14 protein-coding genes are annotated in these 17,745 nt (G+C 41.2%); 2 read left to right on the plus strand and 12 right to left on the minus strand.

What is annotated here, in order from left to right:
* Positions 1-63 precede the first annotated feature (63 nt).
* Entirely contained in the window at positions 64-1,500 is a 1,437-nt protein-coding gene (locus tag D0T60_RS14495; protein WP_163218825.1) for a sodium:solute symporter, read from the plus strand.
* A gap of 120 nt (positions 1,501-1,620) precedes the next feature.
* Here the strand turns inward: D0T60_RS14495 and D0T60_RS14500 are convergent, their stop codons facing one another.
* The 7 genes from D0T60_RS14500 to mnmA form a co-directional block, all read right to left on the minus strand.
* Complete coding sequence (locus D0T60_RS14500; RefSeq protein ID WP_163218826.1) at positions 1,621-2,724, minus strand: Mrp/NBP35 family ATP-binding protein; 1,104 nt, start codon at positions 2,722-2,724, stop codon at positions 1,621-1,623.
* A 65-nt stretch (positions 2,725-2,789) separates the two neighbouring features.
* Complete coding sequence (trmB, locus tag D0T60_RS14505; RefSeq protein ID WP_163218827.1) at positions 2,790-3,548, minus strand: tRNA (guanosine(46)-N7)-methyltransferase TrmB; 759 nt, start codon at positions 3,546-3,548, stop codon at positions 2,790-2,792.
* A 151-nt stretch (positions 3,549-3,699) separates the two neighbouring features.
* A complete protein-coding gene (locus D0T60_RS14510; protein ID WP_163218828.1) occupies positions 3,700-4,719 on the minus strand; it encodes a branched-chain amino acid aminotransferase in 1,020 nt (339 codons plus the stop codon).
* A gap of 55 nt (positions 4,720-4,774) precedes the next feature.
* Complete coding sequence (xseB, locus tag D0T60_RS14515; RefSeq protein WP_163218854.1) at positions 4,775-4,981, minus strand: exodeoxyribonuclease VII small subunit; 207 nt, start codon at positions 4,979-4,981, stop codon at positions 4,775-4,777.
* A gap of 117 nt (positions 4,982-5,098) precedes the next feature.
* Complete coding sequence (gene xseA, locus D0T60_RS14520; protein WP_163218829.1) at positions 5,099-6,328, minus strand: exodeoxyribonuclease VII large subunit; 1,230 nt, start codon at positions 6,326-6,328, stop codon at positions 5,099-5,101.
* Positions 6,306-7,664, minus strand: a complete 1,359-nt coding sequence (locus D0T60_RS14525) for a S8 family serine peptidase (protein ID WP_163218830.1) — start codon at positions 7,662-7,664, stop codon at positions 6,306-6,308. The genes xseA and D0T60_RS14525 overlap by 23 nt, the downstream gene beginning before the upstream one ends.
* Before the next feature lie 4 nt (positions 7,665-7,668).
* Positions 7,669-8,748 carry a tRNA 2-thiouridine(34) synthase MnmA gene (gene mnmA / locus D0T60_RS14530; RefSeq protein ID WP_163218831.1) on the minus strand — a complete coding sequence of 360 codons (1,080 nt, stop codon included), beginning with the start codon at positions 8,746-8,748 and terminating at the stop codon, positions 7,669-7,671.
* 642 nt (positions 8,749-9,390) lie between these two features.
* Here mnmA and D0T60_RS14535 point away from each other — a divergent pair.
* Positions 9,391-10,131 (plus strand): CDGSH iron-sulfur domain-containing protein, encoded by a 741-nt coding sequence (locus D0T60_RS14535; protein ID WP_203558350.1) that lies wholly within the window; start codon positions 9,391-9,393, stop codon positions 10,129-10,131.
* 32 nt (positions 10,132-10,163) lie between these two features.
* Here D0T60_RS14535 and D0T60_RS14540 read toward each other — a convergent pair whose 3' ends face one another.
* The 5 genes from D0T60_RS14540 to D0T60_RS14560 form a co-directional block, all read right to left on the minus strand.
* Positions 10,164-11,066: a nucleotidyltransferase gene (locus D0T60_RS14540; RefSeq protein ID WP_163218832.1), complete on the minus strand. Its 903-nt coding sequence runs from the start codon at positions 11,064-11,066 to the stop codon at positions 10,164-10,166.
* 76 nt (positions 11,067-11,142) lie between these two features.
* Entirely contained in the window at positions 11,143-12,411 is a 1,269-nt protein-coding gene (locus tag D0T60_RS14545; RefSeq protein WP_163218833.1) for a mechanosensitive ion channel family protein, read from the minus strand.
* A 245-nt stretch (positions 12,412-12,656) separates the two neighbouring features.
* A complete protein-coding gene (locus D0T60_RS14550; RefSeq protein ID WP_163218834.1) occupies positions 12,657-13,661 on the minus strand; it encodes a DUF4435 domain-containing protein in 1,005 nt (334 codons plus the stop codon).
* Between the two features lie 3 nt (positions 13,662-13,664).
* A complete protein-coding gene (locus D0T60_RS14555) occupies positions 13,665-14,498 on the minus strand; it encodes an AAA family ATPase (protein ID WP_163218836.1) in 834 nt (277 codons plus the stop codon).
* A gap of 268 nt (positions 14,499-14,766) precedes the next feature.
* A complete protein-coding gene (locus tag D0T60_RS14560; RefSeq protein ID WP_163218838.1) occupies positions 14,767-17,742 on the minus strand; it encodes a hypothetical protein in 2,976 nt (991 codons plus the stop codon).
* Positions 17,743-17,745: the final 3 nt, after the last annotated feature.

Below are 17,745 nucleotides of genomic sequence, written 5' to 3' on the forward strand. Positions count from 1 at the left end.
AGCTCTGTGTCTCTGTGCTTTCGTGTTCTATATTAAATTCTTAAACTTTCAATATCCTATACTATGGCAAACACACTTTTACTCATCCTCATTATTTATTTTGGAGCACTTATCCTGATCTCTCATATTGTAAGCAATAAGGGAAACGACAATCAAGCCTTCTTTCTTGGAAATAAAAAATCACCCTGGTATGTAGTAGCTTTCGGGATGATCGGTTCATCCATATCGGGAGTATCTTTTGTTTCTGTACCCGGAATGGTCAGAGGGCAAGATATGACTTATATGCAAATGGTTTTAGGATTCTTTGTTGGATACACGATTATCGCTTTTGTACTTCTCCCCCTTTATTATCGCCTTAACTTAACCACTATTTATGGTTATCTGGAACAGCGGTTTGGCATTCGTTCCTATCGAACGGGCGCTTCCTTTTTTATTCTATCCAAAACCATAGGCGCAGCTGCCAGGCTTTTTCTGGTAGTACTCATTCTGCACAGTCTTGTTTTCTCTGCATGGAATATTCCTTTTTATGCCGTAGCGTTGGGTATTATCTTATTTATATGGTTATACACCTATCGGAGTGGTATTAAAACAATTATCTGGACAGATGCCCTTCAAACGTTCTGTCTCATTGCAAGTTTAATAGTCATCACCTGGCAGGTAATTGATAAAATTGATCTAAACTTACCGGAGGTTTTTCAGGTAATAGCCAATCATCCGAACTCTCGAATCTTTGTCTTTGACGACTGGACATCTACCCAGTATTTCTTTAAGCAATTCCTGAATGGTATATTAATAGCCATCGTAATGAATGGCCTCGATCAGGATATGATGCAAAAAAGCCTGACCTGCAAGAGCCTGAAGGACTCTCAAAAGAATATGGTTACCTTTGGCGCGTTGTATATTCCTTTCAACTTATTGTTCTTGTCATTAGGAATCCTGTTGTTGGTTTTTGCTTCTCAGTTTCAGATTGTACTGCCCGAGAAGTCAGATGAAATCTTACCACTCTTAGCCAATCAATATTTAGGATTTCCGGCTCTGCTGTTTTTCTCTATTGGTATTATTGCAGCAGCTTTCTCAAGTGCCGATTCTGCCTTAGCTTCCATCACTACAACCGTTTGTGTGGATTTACTCGACATCCGAAAAGGAACAATAGAGAAAGCAGTAAAGACCAGAAGACTGATACATATATTAATCAGTATCGCTTTCTTCTTTGTTATTTTGCTGATAGAGTATTTCAGTCAGGATGGTATTTTAAATACGATTTATAAGATTGCCTCTTATACGTATGGTCCTCTGTTGGGGCTATTCTTCTTTGGGTTGTTTACGCGTGTCAAACCACGTGATAAATTTGTGCCGATAGTATGCGTGTTGGCTCCTATAGCGTGTTTTGGGATTGAAGTCTTTCTGAAAGCTAAGTTCAATTATACTGTAGGGAATGAGATCTTATTGATAAATGGGTTGTTGACGGTTCTTGGATTGACAATGATAAGAAAGGATTAGTATTAACCACAGATTAACAGATTACACAGATTATATTGATTATCAATAATCTGTAAATAAGTAAATCCGTGTAATCTGTTAATCTGTGGTTTACTGTTATCACGCTAAATTCAGCACTCTTTACTTTATCTCCACAATCTTAGTCGGAGCCATCCCGTCATTACGCTTATCAACCTGTTGAATAACCCGATCTGCCAATTCTATAAATGCTCGACCTGTTATTGAATCTTCATTCAAAGCAACCGGTTTACCTTCATCTCCCCCTTCGCGAATGCTTTGCACTAAAGGTATTTGTCCTAATAAGGGCACGTTCATGTCTTCGGCCAACTTCTTTGCACCTTCTTTACCAAAAATATAATATTTATTGTCAGGAAGTTCGGCAGGAGTAAACCAAGCCATATTTTCTACCAAGCCTAAGATAGGAACGTTTACTTTGTCGTTAGTAAACATATTGATTCCCTTTCGGGCATCTGCCAAGGCCACTTCTTGCGGGGTACTTACTACAATGGCTCCCGTCATGGCCAGATTCTGAACAATAGTCAAATGAATATCACTTGTGCCGGGAGGAAGGTCTATCAGGAAATAATCAAGATCGCCCCAGTTGGCATCACCGATTAGTTGCTTCAGGGCATTGCTTGCCATACCACCTCTCCATAAAGTAGCTTGTTCAGGATCTACAAAGAAACCGATAGAAAGAAGCTTCACTCCGTATTTCTCTATAGGAACAATCAAATCTCTACCGTCTATTTGTTCTGCAACGGGGCGGGCATCTTCTACCTGAAACATCTTAGGCATGGAAGGACCAAAAATATCTGCATCTAATAAGCCCACCTTGTATCCAAGCTGCGCTAAAGCTACAGCCAGATTAGCTGCTACAGTAGATTTTCCTACGCCACCTTTACCGGAAGATATACCGATAATATTCTTCACTTGCGGCAAAAGCTTTCCCGCTTCCGGACGAGGAGCCTGCTTAGTAACAACCGAAATGTTACCAACTATTTCCACATCCTTGTTTACATACGTTTGAATAGCCGTTTCGGAAGCCTTTACTACAGATTTAATAAAAGGGTCGGTAGGTTTGTCGAAAAGTAAGGAGAAAGAAACTTTCATTCCTTCGATACGAATATTATCATCGACCATGCCGGCTTCTACCAAGTTCTTTCCTGTACCGGGATAGCGCACAGTAGCAAGGGCATCGAGTATTAATTTGGGATAAAGAGTCATGATTAATTGAGAATTGAGAATTATGAATTAAATCTTTAGTAGTTAGGACTACTATCTCCTACCTACTAACTACTTTTTTCCAATCCACTTCGCTTGCTACGGTTATAGCTGCGATATGAATCAAGTTCTATTTCCACATCGGGTTCAGCCAGTGTACCTTCTTGCGGAAGTAGAAATTTTATATATTTAATGGCTAAACCACGATCCAGCCATTGTTGTTCATAATAAGTTTTAATATTAAGAATATCGTCAACCAAATTGGAGTGATAGAGATCTTCGGTTATAAACTCTACGGGGAGTTTGTTTTCTTCTATCATGTATTTGGTATAAGTGAACATGAAGTTGCTGTCTGTTTTCAGATGAATCACTCCACCAGGAACCAGAAACTTACGATAACGCTCCATGAAGTAGGTAGAAGTTAAACGCTTGGTTGCTTTCTTCATTTGAGGATCGGAGAAAGTCAGCCAGATTTCACTGACCTCATTCTCGCCAAAGAAACGATCTATAATTTCTATGTTGGTTCGCAGAAAGGCCACGTTCGTCATACCGGCTTCCAGAGATTCGGTGGCTCCGCTCCACATGCGAGATCCTTTTATGTCTACAGCAATAAAATTCTTGTCGGGAAACATCTTGCCCAAGCCTACGGTATATTCTCCTCTACCACAACCTAATTCCAGCACAATGGGATTGTCATTCTTAAAGAATTCCTTGTTCCACTTTCCTTTCATTTCAAAAGGAACGTTCTCAGCAACGGAGTAAGGGTATTCAAAAACATGGGGATAGCTTGCCATGTCGGCAAACTTGGCGAGTTTATTTTTGCTCATATATAAAAAAACAGCCTCTCCCCAGCCCTCTCCAAAGGAGAGGGAGAAAGAGCTGCGCTATCTTTATTAATCAATTATTTTTTTCAAATTAACAACCTCCTCCGCATGGTTTTCCTCCCTCTCCTTTGGAGAGGGTTGGGGAGAGGCTTCTTTATTCCACTATAGTAACCCAACCGTGTGTATCCGGCTCGTCACCATATTGAATGGCTCTCAGTTTATTATAAAGTTTGGTACATACAGGACCTGCCTCACCATCTTTACTGAATACATAAGATTTGTTTTCGTCCAAATCATCTACTTTAAGTACCGGACTGATAACGGCTGCTGTTCCGCAAGCACCTGCTTCGTCGAAAGTAGCCAGTTCTTCTACCGGAACGGGACGACATTCTACTGTCATACCCAGATCTTCTGCCAACGTCATCAAGCTATTGTTGGTGATGGAAGGAAGGATAGATTCTGATTTTGGAGTTATATATGAGTTTCCACGAATACCAAAGAAGTTGGCCGGGCCACATTCATCCAGATATTTCTTTTCTTTGGCATCCAGATAAAGCACAGCAGAGTAACCTCTTTTATGAGCTTCTTCGCCTGCCATTAAGCTGGCGGCATAGTTACCACCGATCTTATAACGTCCGGTACCTAACGGAGCCACACGGTCGAAATGTCTTAAAATAGCATACGGAGATGGCTTGAATCCTGTTTTGAAGTAAGGACCTACAGGAGATACAAATACAATAAACATATATTCCGAAGCCGGCTTAACACCTACCTGTGCCTCTGTACCAAATAGCAAAGGACGAATATACAAAGAAGCACCGCTTTCATAAGGAGGCACAAAACGTTCGTTTAACCTCACTGCTTCAAGAACAGCTTCCTTAAATCTGTCAATTGGTAACTTAGCCATCAAGATGCCTTCGCAAGATGATTGCATACGTTTAGCATTTTCTTCCAACCGGAAAATACGAATCTTACCGTCTTTTCCACGGAAGGCTTTCAAGCCTTCGAATGCTTCCTGACCATAGTGAAGCGCTGTAGCTGCTATATGCAGGTTGATGTATGCACTGCTGCTTACTTCCAGTTTGCCCCACTCACCATTACGATAGTTGATTCTCACGTTATAGTCTGTTGGCATATAACCAAATGCCAGACTCGACCAATCTATTTCTTTCATATCGACATGTTTTATAATATAGTTCTTTTTAACTAAAGAACAAAAATACTCTTTATTATTTAGATTGTTGCTTGTCGCCCAACAATTTTTCTACTTCTATTTCCGCCTTCGATAACTTCTCGGTACAAAAGGCTATAATTTCATTGGCTTCTTTTATTTTTTCGCTTAATGCGTCTATCTCCAACTCATTATTATCTATCTGGCGTACTATTTTCTCCAGCCGTTCGATGGCTTGGGAGTAGGTTTCTTTTTTCATAATTATCTTATATTATAATGAACACAAAGGCACAGAGGCACAGAGGTTTTAATTTTCTAATTCGCAATTATTTATACAGCTTTGTGGCTCTGTGGCTCTGTGGCTCTGTGTTCTAAATGAATTCTAAAACGCTTTACTCTTTACTTCTCCCTTAGCCAGACGGGTGACAAGAACATCGCCAGCCTCTACCTGTGCCGAATCGGTTACAATCTTTCCATCTTTCAATGTGATGCTATATCCTCTTTTCAGCAATTCGTCCGGAGAAGCAGTGGATATGCGCTGCTTCAATAGTTCTAATTGATGTTTTCTCTTCATTAATAATGAAGAAACTGTCTGCGTCAATCCTTTCTCTGCAACTTTTAATTCGTATTTGGCTTCCGTCAGTTTTCTGATTACTAATGATGGAATACGATTTTTCAATAACAGTAACCTGTTCTCTTCGTTTTCTAACCGAGCCATAACCGATTCGCGCAATTGCGCTGCCAACATATCTAAATATTTGGCAGCTTCATCTACCTTATTTATCAAGTATTCGGCGGCGGCAGTAGGGGTTTTTACCCGGGTATGAGAGATGGCATCAAGTACCGTATCATCTCGTTCGTGCCCTATTCCGGTGATAATGGGTAGAGGAAACTGCGCACAGGCGGCAGCCAGCAGATAGGTATCGAAGCCCGAAAGATCGGAAGTGGCTCCTCCCCCACGGATGATAACAACTACGTCAAACTCTTTCTCTCGTTGCATAATTTTATCTAAAGCAGCCAGAATAGATTCTTCAACCTGATTGCCCTGCATAATAGCCGGAAAGAGTTCGGTATAGAAATAATAACCACGAGGATTAGTAGCCAACTGATGACTAAAATCGCCATACCCCGCCGCAGTGGGAGAAGAAATAACAGCTATCCGCTGAGGAAGCACAGCCATCTCCAACTCTTTGTTGAGGGTAAGTACTCCGTCTTCCTCCAGTTGTTTCAATATTTCCCGGCGACGTTGAGCCATATCGCCCAATGTATAGGTGGGATCAATGTCATAAACCGTCAGACTGTAACCATACAGTTCATGAAACTCCACTGTTACTTTTACCAGTACTTTGATGCCGGAAACGAAGGGCTGTCCGGTAGATTCCTCAAAATAAGGAGCCAACAAACGATAGACATTTGCCCAGATTGTTCCACGGGCTTTGGCTACCAATGTATTTCCCCGAGGGTCTTTCTGCACAAACTCCAAAAAGCAATGTCCGCCGGCATTGGTACGCACATCGCTTAACTCAGCCTGTACCCAATATTCATCGGAAAGGCTTTGAGAGATACTTCGCTTTACCAGCGAGTTGAGTTCAAAGAGGGAGAGAGAGTTCATACGCTTTCCACATATCCGGTACACCATATCCGTAAATATTATCCGGATATTCCAATCGATCTCCTGAACGGCGAATTACTTCTATCAATTCCTTGGCAGTGAGGTGGGGCAATGCTTGCCACAAGCAAGTCACCATTCCACATACGATAGGTGATGAAAAGGAAGTTCCACCCAAGAAAGAAGGCTGCCCGTCGGTAGCTACAACGGCTGCCGATACTCCTACGGCTACCACATCAGGTTTAATCCGGTTGTCAGTGGTATTTCCTACAGAAGAGAAGGAGGCTAATTTGCCGTTTTTCGCGATGGCTCCTACGGTCAGCACATGCTCGGCATCGCTCGGAGGAGTCAATTTCTTCCAGGAAGAGCTTCCTGCATTGCCTGCACTACACACTAATACCATGCCCTTATTAGCTACATGGGCGGCCTGGCGGGAGATCATGGCATATTTCCCGGTTAAATCGCGCAGGCGATAGTCTGTAAACGGATCGTCGAAATCAAAATAACCTAAAGAGGTATTTACTACATCGACCCCTACGCTGTCGGCAAATTCGATGGCATTGGCCCAGTAGTCTTCTTCTACAGGTTGCTCTGTGGCACTGTCTTCGCTGCGAAGCAACCAATAAGAAGCCTCGGGAGCTGTACCCACCATCTTATAAGGTTGATTCATGGCTATGCAAGAAAGCACGGCCAATCCATGATTGCCTGCGGCAAAAACGTCGCCGCCCGGCGTTACAAAATCATGAGTACCTAATATGCGGATATTACTCATTACAGGTATTATATCTACATTATGATAACCATCATCGATTACTGCAATGCTCATTCCTTCGCCTTTGAAGCCGGCTTCATGAAGTTTATGCCCATTGCTAATGGCTATCTGCTTATGACCGTTTCCATGCCAATCTTCTTTATCACCCCAAGCTTTGTTTACAAGAGAATCTCTTTTGATTGCTTTATTCCGAACCCTCGACGGGCACCTCCATACTTTCTTTGCAGATGCAACAAAAGGCAATTCCATAATCCGGTCGATTACAATCGTATCGCTACAAGATACCGTTACGAAATTCTCCCATTTCCCTTTAGCCACGATGCGAACTCCTTTTGCCTGAATAGCCTCGATGTAGTTTTGGCACACGGGCAAATCGGTAGAGTCGATCGGGAGTTGCTGTTTCATGCGTCGTTCAATGGCTTTGAGCGAAAGAAACTCCGATGGTCTATCCAAAGAATAAGTTGTTGAAACTTTATCTTTTAAGTAGATACGATATTTTAAAGAATCTTGTTGGGCAAAAGCCGTCAACGCGGCAAGCGCCCATATAAATAGGATGGCTCTTTTCATTGTATTATTGTATGGATGATACTATTAATCCGATTCCGCGTTGCGAAGCTATAAATGCCCCGCCCAGCACTCTTTTTCCGTCATAAAACACAGCAGATTGCCCCGGAGTAATGGCAGAAGCTTCTTCCAGAAAATGCACCAGCAGTTGCCCGTTTTCCAATCGGCTTACCTCGCACGAGATTGGTTTGCTGCGATAGCGTATGCGCACAGTCAGTTTCTTACAAGCAAAGAACTCGTCTTCGTTCACAACATTGGGATTCTCTATCAGCATATACTCCGCTTTTAGCTGCTCTGCATCGCCCAGCATAACTGTATTCTTATTGGGATTAATCTTCAATACATACGCCGGCTTACCGAGTGCAATTTCCAATCCTTTTCGCTGACCGATGGTGTAGTAAGGAAATCCTTTATGCTGCCCTAACTTCACCCCTTCCGAGTTTACAAACCAACCGGCACCTATTTCTTTATCTATATCTGCATCATGCTCGCGCAAGAAATCGCGATAGTCTCCTTCAATAAAACAAACTTCCATACTCTCTCCTTCTTGCGCCTTGGCTTCAAATCCTTTCTCTTTTAAATATTCGCGCACTTTTACTTTGGTATAGTTCCCTAAAGGGAAAATACATCGCCTCAGAACATCCTGCCCCAATCTCCACAAAAAATAAGATTGATCTTTCTTTTCATCATCACCGGCCACGATATAAATATTTCCGTTATGTTCTTCCAAACGAGAGTAATGTCCGGTAGAAATCCAGGCACAATTCAGTTTATCTGCCCACTCGGTCAGTATTCTGAATTTGAATAAGGGGTTGCACACCACGCAAGGGTTGGGAGTTCGCCCCTGCTTATACTCATCAATAAAATACTTTACGATGGTATCTTTGAAGGGAATTCGTTCATCAGCTATGTGGTGTTCAATTCCTATTTTATCGGCCAGTAGTTTGGCATCTTCGGGAGCCTCTCCCCACACCCTCATGGTAACTCCCACTACTTCATATCCTTGTTCCAGCAGCATCAGGCAGGTAGCGCAACTGTCTATCCCGCCGCTTATACCCACCAGTACACGCTTATTTGGTTCTTTCATGTCTTTCTTCATCTTGAATACAAAGATACATTCTTATCTTTTATATGAAATGTATTCTATGTATCTTTCCACTTCATCTAATTTTATTTTCCGGGTTTTTGCCAGTAGCAAACAAATTATTACTTGCTACTGTAGAATTGTTTGCTTCAAAGCAGTTTGGAAAGAATTGAATTTGAACCACAGAGTTACGCAGATTAACGCAGAGGATTAAGTTTTAGTTCTATGCAGCATTGCATCAAAAACTCTGTGTTAATCTGCGTAACTCTGCGGTTCAATATAACTCAAAAGAAGATAGATACACGGAAAACGCGGAATGAGCAGAAACACGCGGAATTATTTTTTTCTTGCGACATAAGGACGAATATATATCTTCCGCGTTCATCCGCTCATTCCGTTTTTTCAGCGTACCCATTTCAACTTAACTCATAACGGTTCGGAAAGGAGGACTTTTCACCACAGATTACGCAGATTTTCACAGATTAAATTATTCCACTACAAAACCAAAGAGGACAGAACTTTTAGTTAATAATCTGTGAAAATCCGTGTTAATCTGTGGTGAATTAGCTCAAAACTGAATTAAAATAAGTAAAACCAAAACCATTCCCTTGTTTATTCTGTTATTATTTCATTAAGCAACATTTTATGATAAACCGTTTAGAGAAAATAGTAAAAGAAACAGGTAGCAAGCAAGCACCCGAAGAATTCTATATTAAGGTAAGCGCCCAAGGCCCCTACCTGGTATATGGAAATCCACCTATTGTTCAGGAAACATTCGTTCCAAACAAAGAAGGGCTGCCCTGGGAGTATTGCCAAGGGCTAAAATTCGATTATACCACTAAAGTAGCTGCCCTATGTCGTTGCGGAGCTTCCAAAAAGCATCCTTTCTGCGATGGCTCTCATAAAGAGGCAGATTGGAATCCGGAAGAGACAAGCGATAAACGCCCCATCCTGGAAGATAGTAAGGAGTACAAAGGACCTAACCTGGTATTGTCCGACAACCGGAAATTTTGTGCCCTTGCCCGTTTTTGCGACTCTCATGGAACAGCGTGGAAGCTTGCCAAGAAAGCTCAAACCGAAGAAGAAAAGGAACTTGCCCGCCACTCCGCGGGATATTGTCCGGCAGGCAGATTACTGTTATATGACAGGGAAAAGCAGGAAGTTTACGAACCTGAGTTTAAGCCTTCCATCGGAGTACTGGAAGATCCTACCTTGAAAGTTAGCGGCCCACTATGGGTAAAAGGCGGCATTCGTATTGAAAGCGCCGATGGAGAAAGCTATGAAATAAGGAATCGGGTAACACTGTGCCGTTGCGGCAAATCGCGGAATAAGCCCTTTTGCGATGGGGCGCATGTGGACAAATCCCGGTTTGCCCTACCACAGTAGAAGCTAACCGGGATTATTTTAGATCTATTTTATCAAAACAGTTTGGCGGGGTATTCTCCTGCATCAATCAATGCCTGAATCTTATCTACCACACCTTGGCGATCTTCGGCATAAGTTACTCCAAACCATTTAGAGGTAGTATCCAACACTTTTACGCGGGCAGTACCTTCTACAATTAGTTTGTTTACCATCAATGGAATAAAGAACTCACTCTTCAGGTTACTCATGTTTTCTTTCAGGAAGTCTACAAAGAAGTCTTCCGAGTATTGGAAGTAATCGGGAGTGAATCCCCACATATTCATAGAAACAGGGGTATTATCAGCAATCGTTACCAATTGTCCGTTCTCGTCGGTGAAAGAAACTTTTCCATCTATACGTTCAATAGCTGTGCGCTCTACCACAGTAGTCAGATAGCCGTTTGCATCGGTTTCGCATACGCCACGAGCCACCGTTCCGCTTTCGCTCAATGTATTGCCCACGCGATAGCCTACCATGCAGTAGTCATTCTTCTTTCCTTCCATCTCTGTTAATTGCTTGCCCAATACAGCAAAGCTATCACGTCCGTAGAAATCGTCGGCATTGATTACGGCAAATGGTTCGTTGATAACATCTTTTCCCATTAGTACGGCATGATTGGTTCCCCACGGTTTCACACGGCCTTCGGGCACTTCGAATCCTTGTGGAAGGCTATCTAAAGCCTGGAATACCACTTCAACCGGAATATGATTTTCGTATTTGCTAATGATCTTTTCGCGGAAATCCTTTTCAAAGTCTTTACGAATTACGAAAACAACTTTGCCAAATCCACCACGAATTGCATCGAAAATGGAATAGTCCATAATCGTTTCTCCATTAGGACCCAGTCCGTCGAGTTGTTTCAAACCTCCGTAGCGGCTTCCCATTCCGGCCGCAAGCACAAATAATGTAGGCTTCATAATTAGGTGTTATTTTTTAGAATTAGTAATTTGTTTATTGCATTTTGCGTTGCAAAAGTACGAAAATACAAGAATATTAATAGCTCTTAGACAGATTTTGGAAGTCACTTCCCGAAGGATTCTGATAAACCTTCAAATCAAAGTAAGGAATCACCGACAATACATGATCGAAAACATCGGCTTGTATTCCTTCATAAAGCACCCATGCTGTGGTATTTGTAAAGAAGTACAATTCTAACGGCATCCCTTTTTCGGTAGGTTGTAATTGGCGTACCATACAAGTCATTTCATGGTTTACCGAAGGATGTTTACTCAGGTAATTATTCAGGTAAGCTCTGAATACCCCTAAGTTCGTCTGGCGTCTTCCATTCACCACTACAGAATTATCTACATTATGATCTTTGTTATATTCGCTCAACGCTTTTTCTTTATCATCTATATATTCAGACAGGATTTGTATTTTCTGGTATCTATCGAGCATCTCTTCCGAGCAGAATTTTACGCTACTCATATCTATATAGATAGCACGTTTAACCCGTCGCCCACCGGATTCTACCATACCCCGCCAGTTTTTGAAAGAGTCTTTCATAAGCAATGTAGGAGGAATGGTAACAATGGTTTTATCCCAGTTTCTTACTTTTACGGTGTTTAAGGTTACTTCTATTACATCACCGTCTACACCATATTTAGGCATCTCAATCCAGTCGCCCACTCTAAGCATATCGTTTGCTGTAAGCTGAATGCCCGATACGAATCCCAGAATACTATCCTGAAAGATCAACATTAAAATAGCTGCCGAAGCTCCAAGTCCGGTTAACAGTATAGCCGGGTTCTTATCAATCAGTATGCTGACAATAGCAATGCCTGCAATGAAATAAATAACGATTTGAAAGGTTTGCAATAATCCCTTCAATGGCCTGTCGCGAAATTCCTCTTTCGAATTATAAACAGTAAAGCAAGCCGTTAATAATTCGCTCAGGAAACGAGCAAACATAGCGATAATATATACCATGCAGAGGCGCTGAGCTACTACCAAAGCCGTAACCCCTTCTTCGCCCGTAGGTTTAAATACAATGGGGAAAAGCACATATAAAAGAATAGGCGTTATCAGTCCCAGCAGTTTTCCAATTACTTGGGGGCTAAATATAATATCATCCCAGGTTGCTTTGGTGTTTTTTACAATTCGCTGTATTATTCCTAATATAATACGCACACACACTTTTTCTATAAAAAGTGCCAAAGCTATAAGCACTAAAACTATGACGACAGTAGATACTATGCCTGTTACATTCTCACTCAGTCCTAACGATAAAAGGGACTCACGTAAATACTCAATTATTCTCATTACTTTATTATATATTAAATAGGTAAGTAGGTATTCAAAATTAATTAATGTAAGTAGTAGGTATGCAAAATTAATTCATAGTATGAGAAAGTCCCCCTCCGCCCTTTGGGCACCTCCCCCTTGCAGGGGAGGAATTCCTGCGGCATCGAGGACTTGGCTTCGGCGCCTCGCCGATCCTCCCCTGCAAGGGGGAGGTGCCCAAAGGGCGGAGGGGGCAATGATATAAACCAATCATGAACACTTACTTATTCAATTAAACTATCTACAAATTTTTTCAGATCGTTGCGCAACCATTGATAGTGGTACAACCCTTTATATCCTATATTCTTTTTTAATACAACTCCTACATTTAACTGGCTGTTTTGGTAAGAGGTCAGCTCGTTGCGATATTGCTCTCCATGCCCTGCCAGTCTTTTTATTTCATCTTCGCGTTCTCTTCTGAGCACTGTGCAAATTGGAATGAGCAGTTTCAAAACTACGTTATCCATCAAATGATGCCCTTGAATATATAAGTATGTGGTTTCGGGAGAGAGTCCTAATTCGCTTAACTCCCCTCCCAGCGCCTTTACTTTGGCAGTTAGTGTGGGGTGTTGTTTCTCCAGTTCCAGCAATTTATGATTCACCCTCTCGCGCAGTTCATCAATGCTCGAATACGGATCTCTTAAACGTACTCCCCGCAAACAGGTACATTTATTAAAATCGTACATCGGAAAAGTATACGTATCTTTATTACGATAGAACCAGATTACCCACAAGAATAAAGGATACACTGTTTGAGAATAGCGAATGATGTATTTATCGAAATCGAGCAGGCGTTTATCATTCAGTGTAGCCTGCACACATACATTATGAAGGCTCTCTGCATAACAACGATAATTCTCAATGGCATAAGAATAGGTTTGGAAAATAAAAGAGTTCTCATTGATCTTTCGCGAAGTAACCGTAGCCCTCTGTAGCAGAAAATCAAAGTCGCTATCTACACAGGCTATCAGGCTCCTCCCCAATTGCTCCGTATTCAGTGTATTCAATAGCACCATTTTCTTTCCTTTAGAAAGAGAAGTGGCCGAAGGGAGCATTACCTGAAAGTAATGTTCCTCTGTTTCAAATTCATTGAGCAGTGTTTTCCAGAAAGCCACATCTTCATAGCTTTCTACATAAGCTATTATTCGCCGGCGGGTTTTCCGGGGATAGAATTTACGAGCCGCATCAAAATAAGAAGAGCTGACGTTATCTTTTAGTTTTTTAGCCATAACCTAAACCCTATCTTCTACAACCGTAGAAATATCACTCACCTCGGTCACAGCATCGAGCCAGCCTTCCATGATTACAGCCGGCGAGTGTGTGGTTAGTATCATCTGCACATTAGGGTTCAACTCGCGGATCATAGCAATAAGCTTCTGTTGCCATTCTATGTGTAGCGAAGCCTCCGGTTCGTCCATAAACAACACACAGTGTTCATTGTTTCTCACCAATACAGTTAAAAGAATAACCAGCATTTGCTTCTCTCCCGATGATAGTTTATCGGGGAATAACAACTCATTATTCTGAAAAAACGCAATATCATTCCTTTTACGATCGATGGTTTTGTTGGTATACCCGAATAAGCTGTCCACCATATCCTGGAATTTACGTTTCGCCAACGATAAATCGGCAGCTTTGCTGCGTTGCTCTTCGTCGTTGCTATTCAGGAGTTCAATCATTTGGTTTCCTATATTCACTTGGTAATCCAGGTATTTCCGCTGAAGCAAGTACAGTTGCCAATCCAGTTCGGATTTCACGTATTCGCCCGGAATGCGGGTAGCAATGTCGCCGGATATCAGCGGTCTGTCGTAACTACGAATTACATCATAAGGAATGAAAGTTGCTTGCGGATCATCAAAAAACACACGTACTCCATTCTTAATATCGCTCTTTACTTCGCCCGTTTGCTCCAGGTAATGAACCGACCGATTAAGAATAGTACTCTTCCCTACTCCATTGATGCCCGAAAGGATGTTTACTTCCGGGTTTAACTCCCATACAATGTTCAATCTGCCCCAAAGCCGATCTATCTCTATTCGTTGGATGTATTTAGCTTGCTTTTCCATGGTTTATTCCTTATTGTAAGGTGAATGGCAAATTTAACTATTTTAGGCCAAGCTCTCTAATAAACGCTTTAAAATTGCATTGTTTTTGCTATTTCTGTTTAAGAAGTGGTGTGTATTATGCACAGGCACTAACAGAAATCCCCGACCACGCTTGGTCGGGGCTTAGCAAAAAACCTATTTATTTACAGAACCGCGCTTCGCAGCGAGGCATGCTGACATCTATTCCGGGAACTTATAGCCCCCGCCCGGAACGGGGGTTAGGGGTTAGTTATTTTACAGTTGTACTAACACAGAAATAGGCGCTGCCGGGGTAGACTCTGACTCCAATTCTCATCTTTCTGGTGTCTGTTGTTGAGATTGTTTCAAGCGTAATTTTACCATCTTTTATATAGCTTCCTGGCGCGAAATACAGATATTTATATGAGCCATCATTAATAGGATTAACAGAATCGTACACCAAAAAAAATGCTTTAGCATAATCAGCTCCTTGGGCTCCCCAGCCAATTCGAGGTTCTACGGATGGTTTTAGCTGTTTGTCGTGCATAATTGTATAATAATCCGGAAAGCTAAAATAACGATAAATTCTCCTTTCTTCTAAACAATGATAATGAAGGAGTAAATTAGCCAGTTTTAATTCCTTATCCTCATAATTTCCTGTAAAGATACTTTCAATTTGTGTTTTATTTGGTAACTTCCAGTCTTGAGCTCCCATTACTGTAAAATCAGAACCTGCGGAATCATCTCTCTTTAAACCTTCACATGCTGCTTTTTTTTCTGTTAAGCTTAGTCCACTATAGAATAAAAAATCGGCAGCCCAAGAAGGAATATCTTCTTCGTAGTCTTTTCCCCATCCGTTGCTTATTGGGCGATTTCGATTCCAGTAATGATAGAGATATATTGGAAATATCTCTCCTCCAGTTTCAATCGTGTTATAAGTAAGTTCGTATTTATAACGATCTGTCAGACCAGTGCCTGAAAAATAACGTGTGACTCCATCAGACTTCTTATCATCGTAAATGTCCACATCAGCATACCGTTTTTCGTGAATACCTGCTGCAGAGCTCAGCTTCATGTAGTATTGATTAGTATGCTTTTCTTTTTCCTCATCGGGGGATAGAGGATTTTTTATCTCCTCTCCTAACTTCTTACTTTTATCCTCTCCTTCGTTTACTTTTATCAGACTCCTTTTTATTCCCGGTGGTGTGATAGTTACACCTCCAAGCACCATTTTACCAAAAACGTATATTTTATGATCCATCGTACAGGTTGGGTCATCTATCGCCTGAAACGAGAACACTACTTCCTTTTTGCCGATTTCCTTCTCCCAGTTATTATACAATTGAAATCTGAATAACATATCATTAGCTTGCGTACGATCACTGTTATACGTCCATAATCCAGATCTAGTAGAAGGTACACCTTTATATACCCCATTATAATAGTGGGGGGTATTTGTATAATTGGGATCACTCGGATATGGTATAATCAATTCGCTTTCATGTTGGTAATACAACAAATCTTTATCTTCATCTTTAATATAATCCGTATTATTGCTATTAGTTATAATTCGTTCTAAAACGTTACCCTCATCTTCCTTAACGGAAACTATCCAGTCTATTGCTTTTTCGTTTTCGTCGTTAGCAATTAATTTCCCATTTAGGCCTAAGGGTATAGCTGTTCCAAATTGTTTTCTTGTGGCCCAATAGGTGTTGTGTAATAAGTTGTTTTTATCATCCTCCTTGGGTAATTCTATCAACTGCTGGCTAAACTGTAATACCTTTATTTGAGCAAACTCGGTTTGCGTGTGTTTTGGTTTGATGGAGATGTATTGTCTACGAGATTTGTTTTCTGTAAGTATATGATCTTGTGTATACTTTATAGTTACATAGTTCAGTCCTTCAGCCAAGGTCTGTTCTCCATCTAAGCCAGTTTCCTTATTCCCTAAATCATTTTTAATTTTTGTTATCTTAAGCCAGGTTTCGTCTCCGCATTCTATGGTAGCTTCGGTGCTGACTAACACCTGAAATGTAACTTCATGACCCTTATTCCAATCTCTGTAAATGCATTTTCGGTCTAACTTCACAAAGTTATAACCATCGTAGAATATGGTGCCGAACCTATCGTCCTCGCACACAATGTCTATGGCTATATTGTTATTGTTTCCAATTACTTTGGTGGCATCATCGCATGTATCAAACCCCGGGCCTAAAATATCCTTAATGGTTATTATATATTTATGGTTGCGCAGCAATGGCAAGAAGTCTACGTCTTTAATCAATCCGTCTTCTTTATCTTTAGGTTTGGCAAAATCAATGCGGTAAAAGCGGTTACCATTACTGTTCTTGTAAGAAGCTTCAACTACCAAAAAGGTATGCTTGCTGATTGTTTCTAAACTTCCGGCTTCGCTCTCCGGGAAATATAATTTCTTTTCTACTATGGTTGGTGTGCTACTTCCGGTGTTATCGTATTCTAAAGCATCTAAACGCCCCGTTCCCGACGGAATGGTAGGGTCTCCTTCCGGGAATAAAGCAATTTTATTATTGGCATTATATACATAAATCTTTTTTATTTGGAAGTCTTCCGGCTTAGTCGTTCCATTTGCTTTTACCTCAACATCTACCCGAACCAACGAGCGTTTCAAATGTATATCAATGGAGGTTTCGAGGGGGTCGAGGGGGGTTACATTAATCTGGTTATAGCCGCCAAATGTCAAATTAAAATCGCCAGACTTCCCCATCATAGGAAGAGCAAGTTCTCCTTTAATTATCTTCTCCCATTTTTCGGTCGAAAAGTCAACCACATTAATCATTTGGCTAATTTCGGTATAGGTTTTGTTTTTCCAAAGGTCACTATCCACATCGCCAATGGCCTCAATATCGGCCTTTGCATTGGCTATTGCCAATAAATAGAATTGGCCTTCTGTGCGTGTGCTGGGTATGCGGAATTGCTTTTTTGTCTTACCGCCTATCACTGTACTCTTAATTTTTCCTTCTTCTATCAGGTGATGAGCTACACATTTATTATCTGATGCGTTAAACACAAATATGTTCATCGCCTTTACGTCATTTTCATCAGGATCGGCTCTTGTAATATCCGTAGTTGGTATATCAAAAATAGGAAGCGAGAATACTACTGTTAGCTCTCCACTGTTAGTTCCTTTGGAACTTCCCATAAAATCGTCTTCGCATGCCATTATGCATACACAAAGCAAAACGATAGAGAAATAATTTATTAGTTGTTTCATATA

Source organism: Bacteroides sp. 224, from assembly GCF_010500995.1.
Taxonomy (GTDB): Bacteria; Bacteroidota; Bacteroidia; order Bacteroidales; family Bacteroidaceae; genus Bacteroides.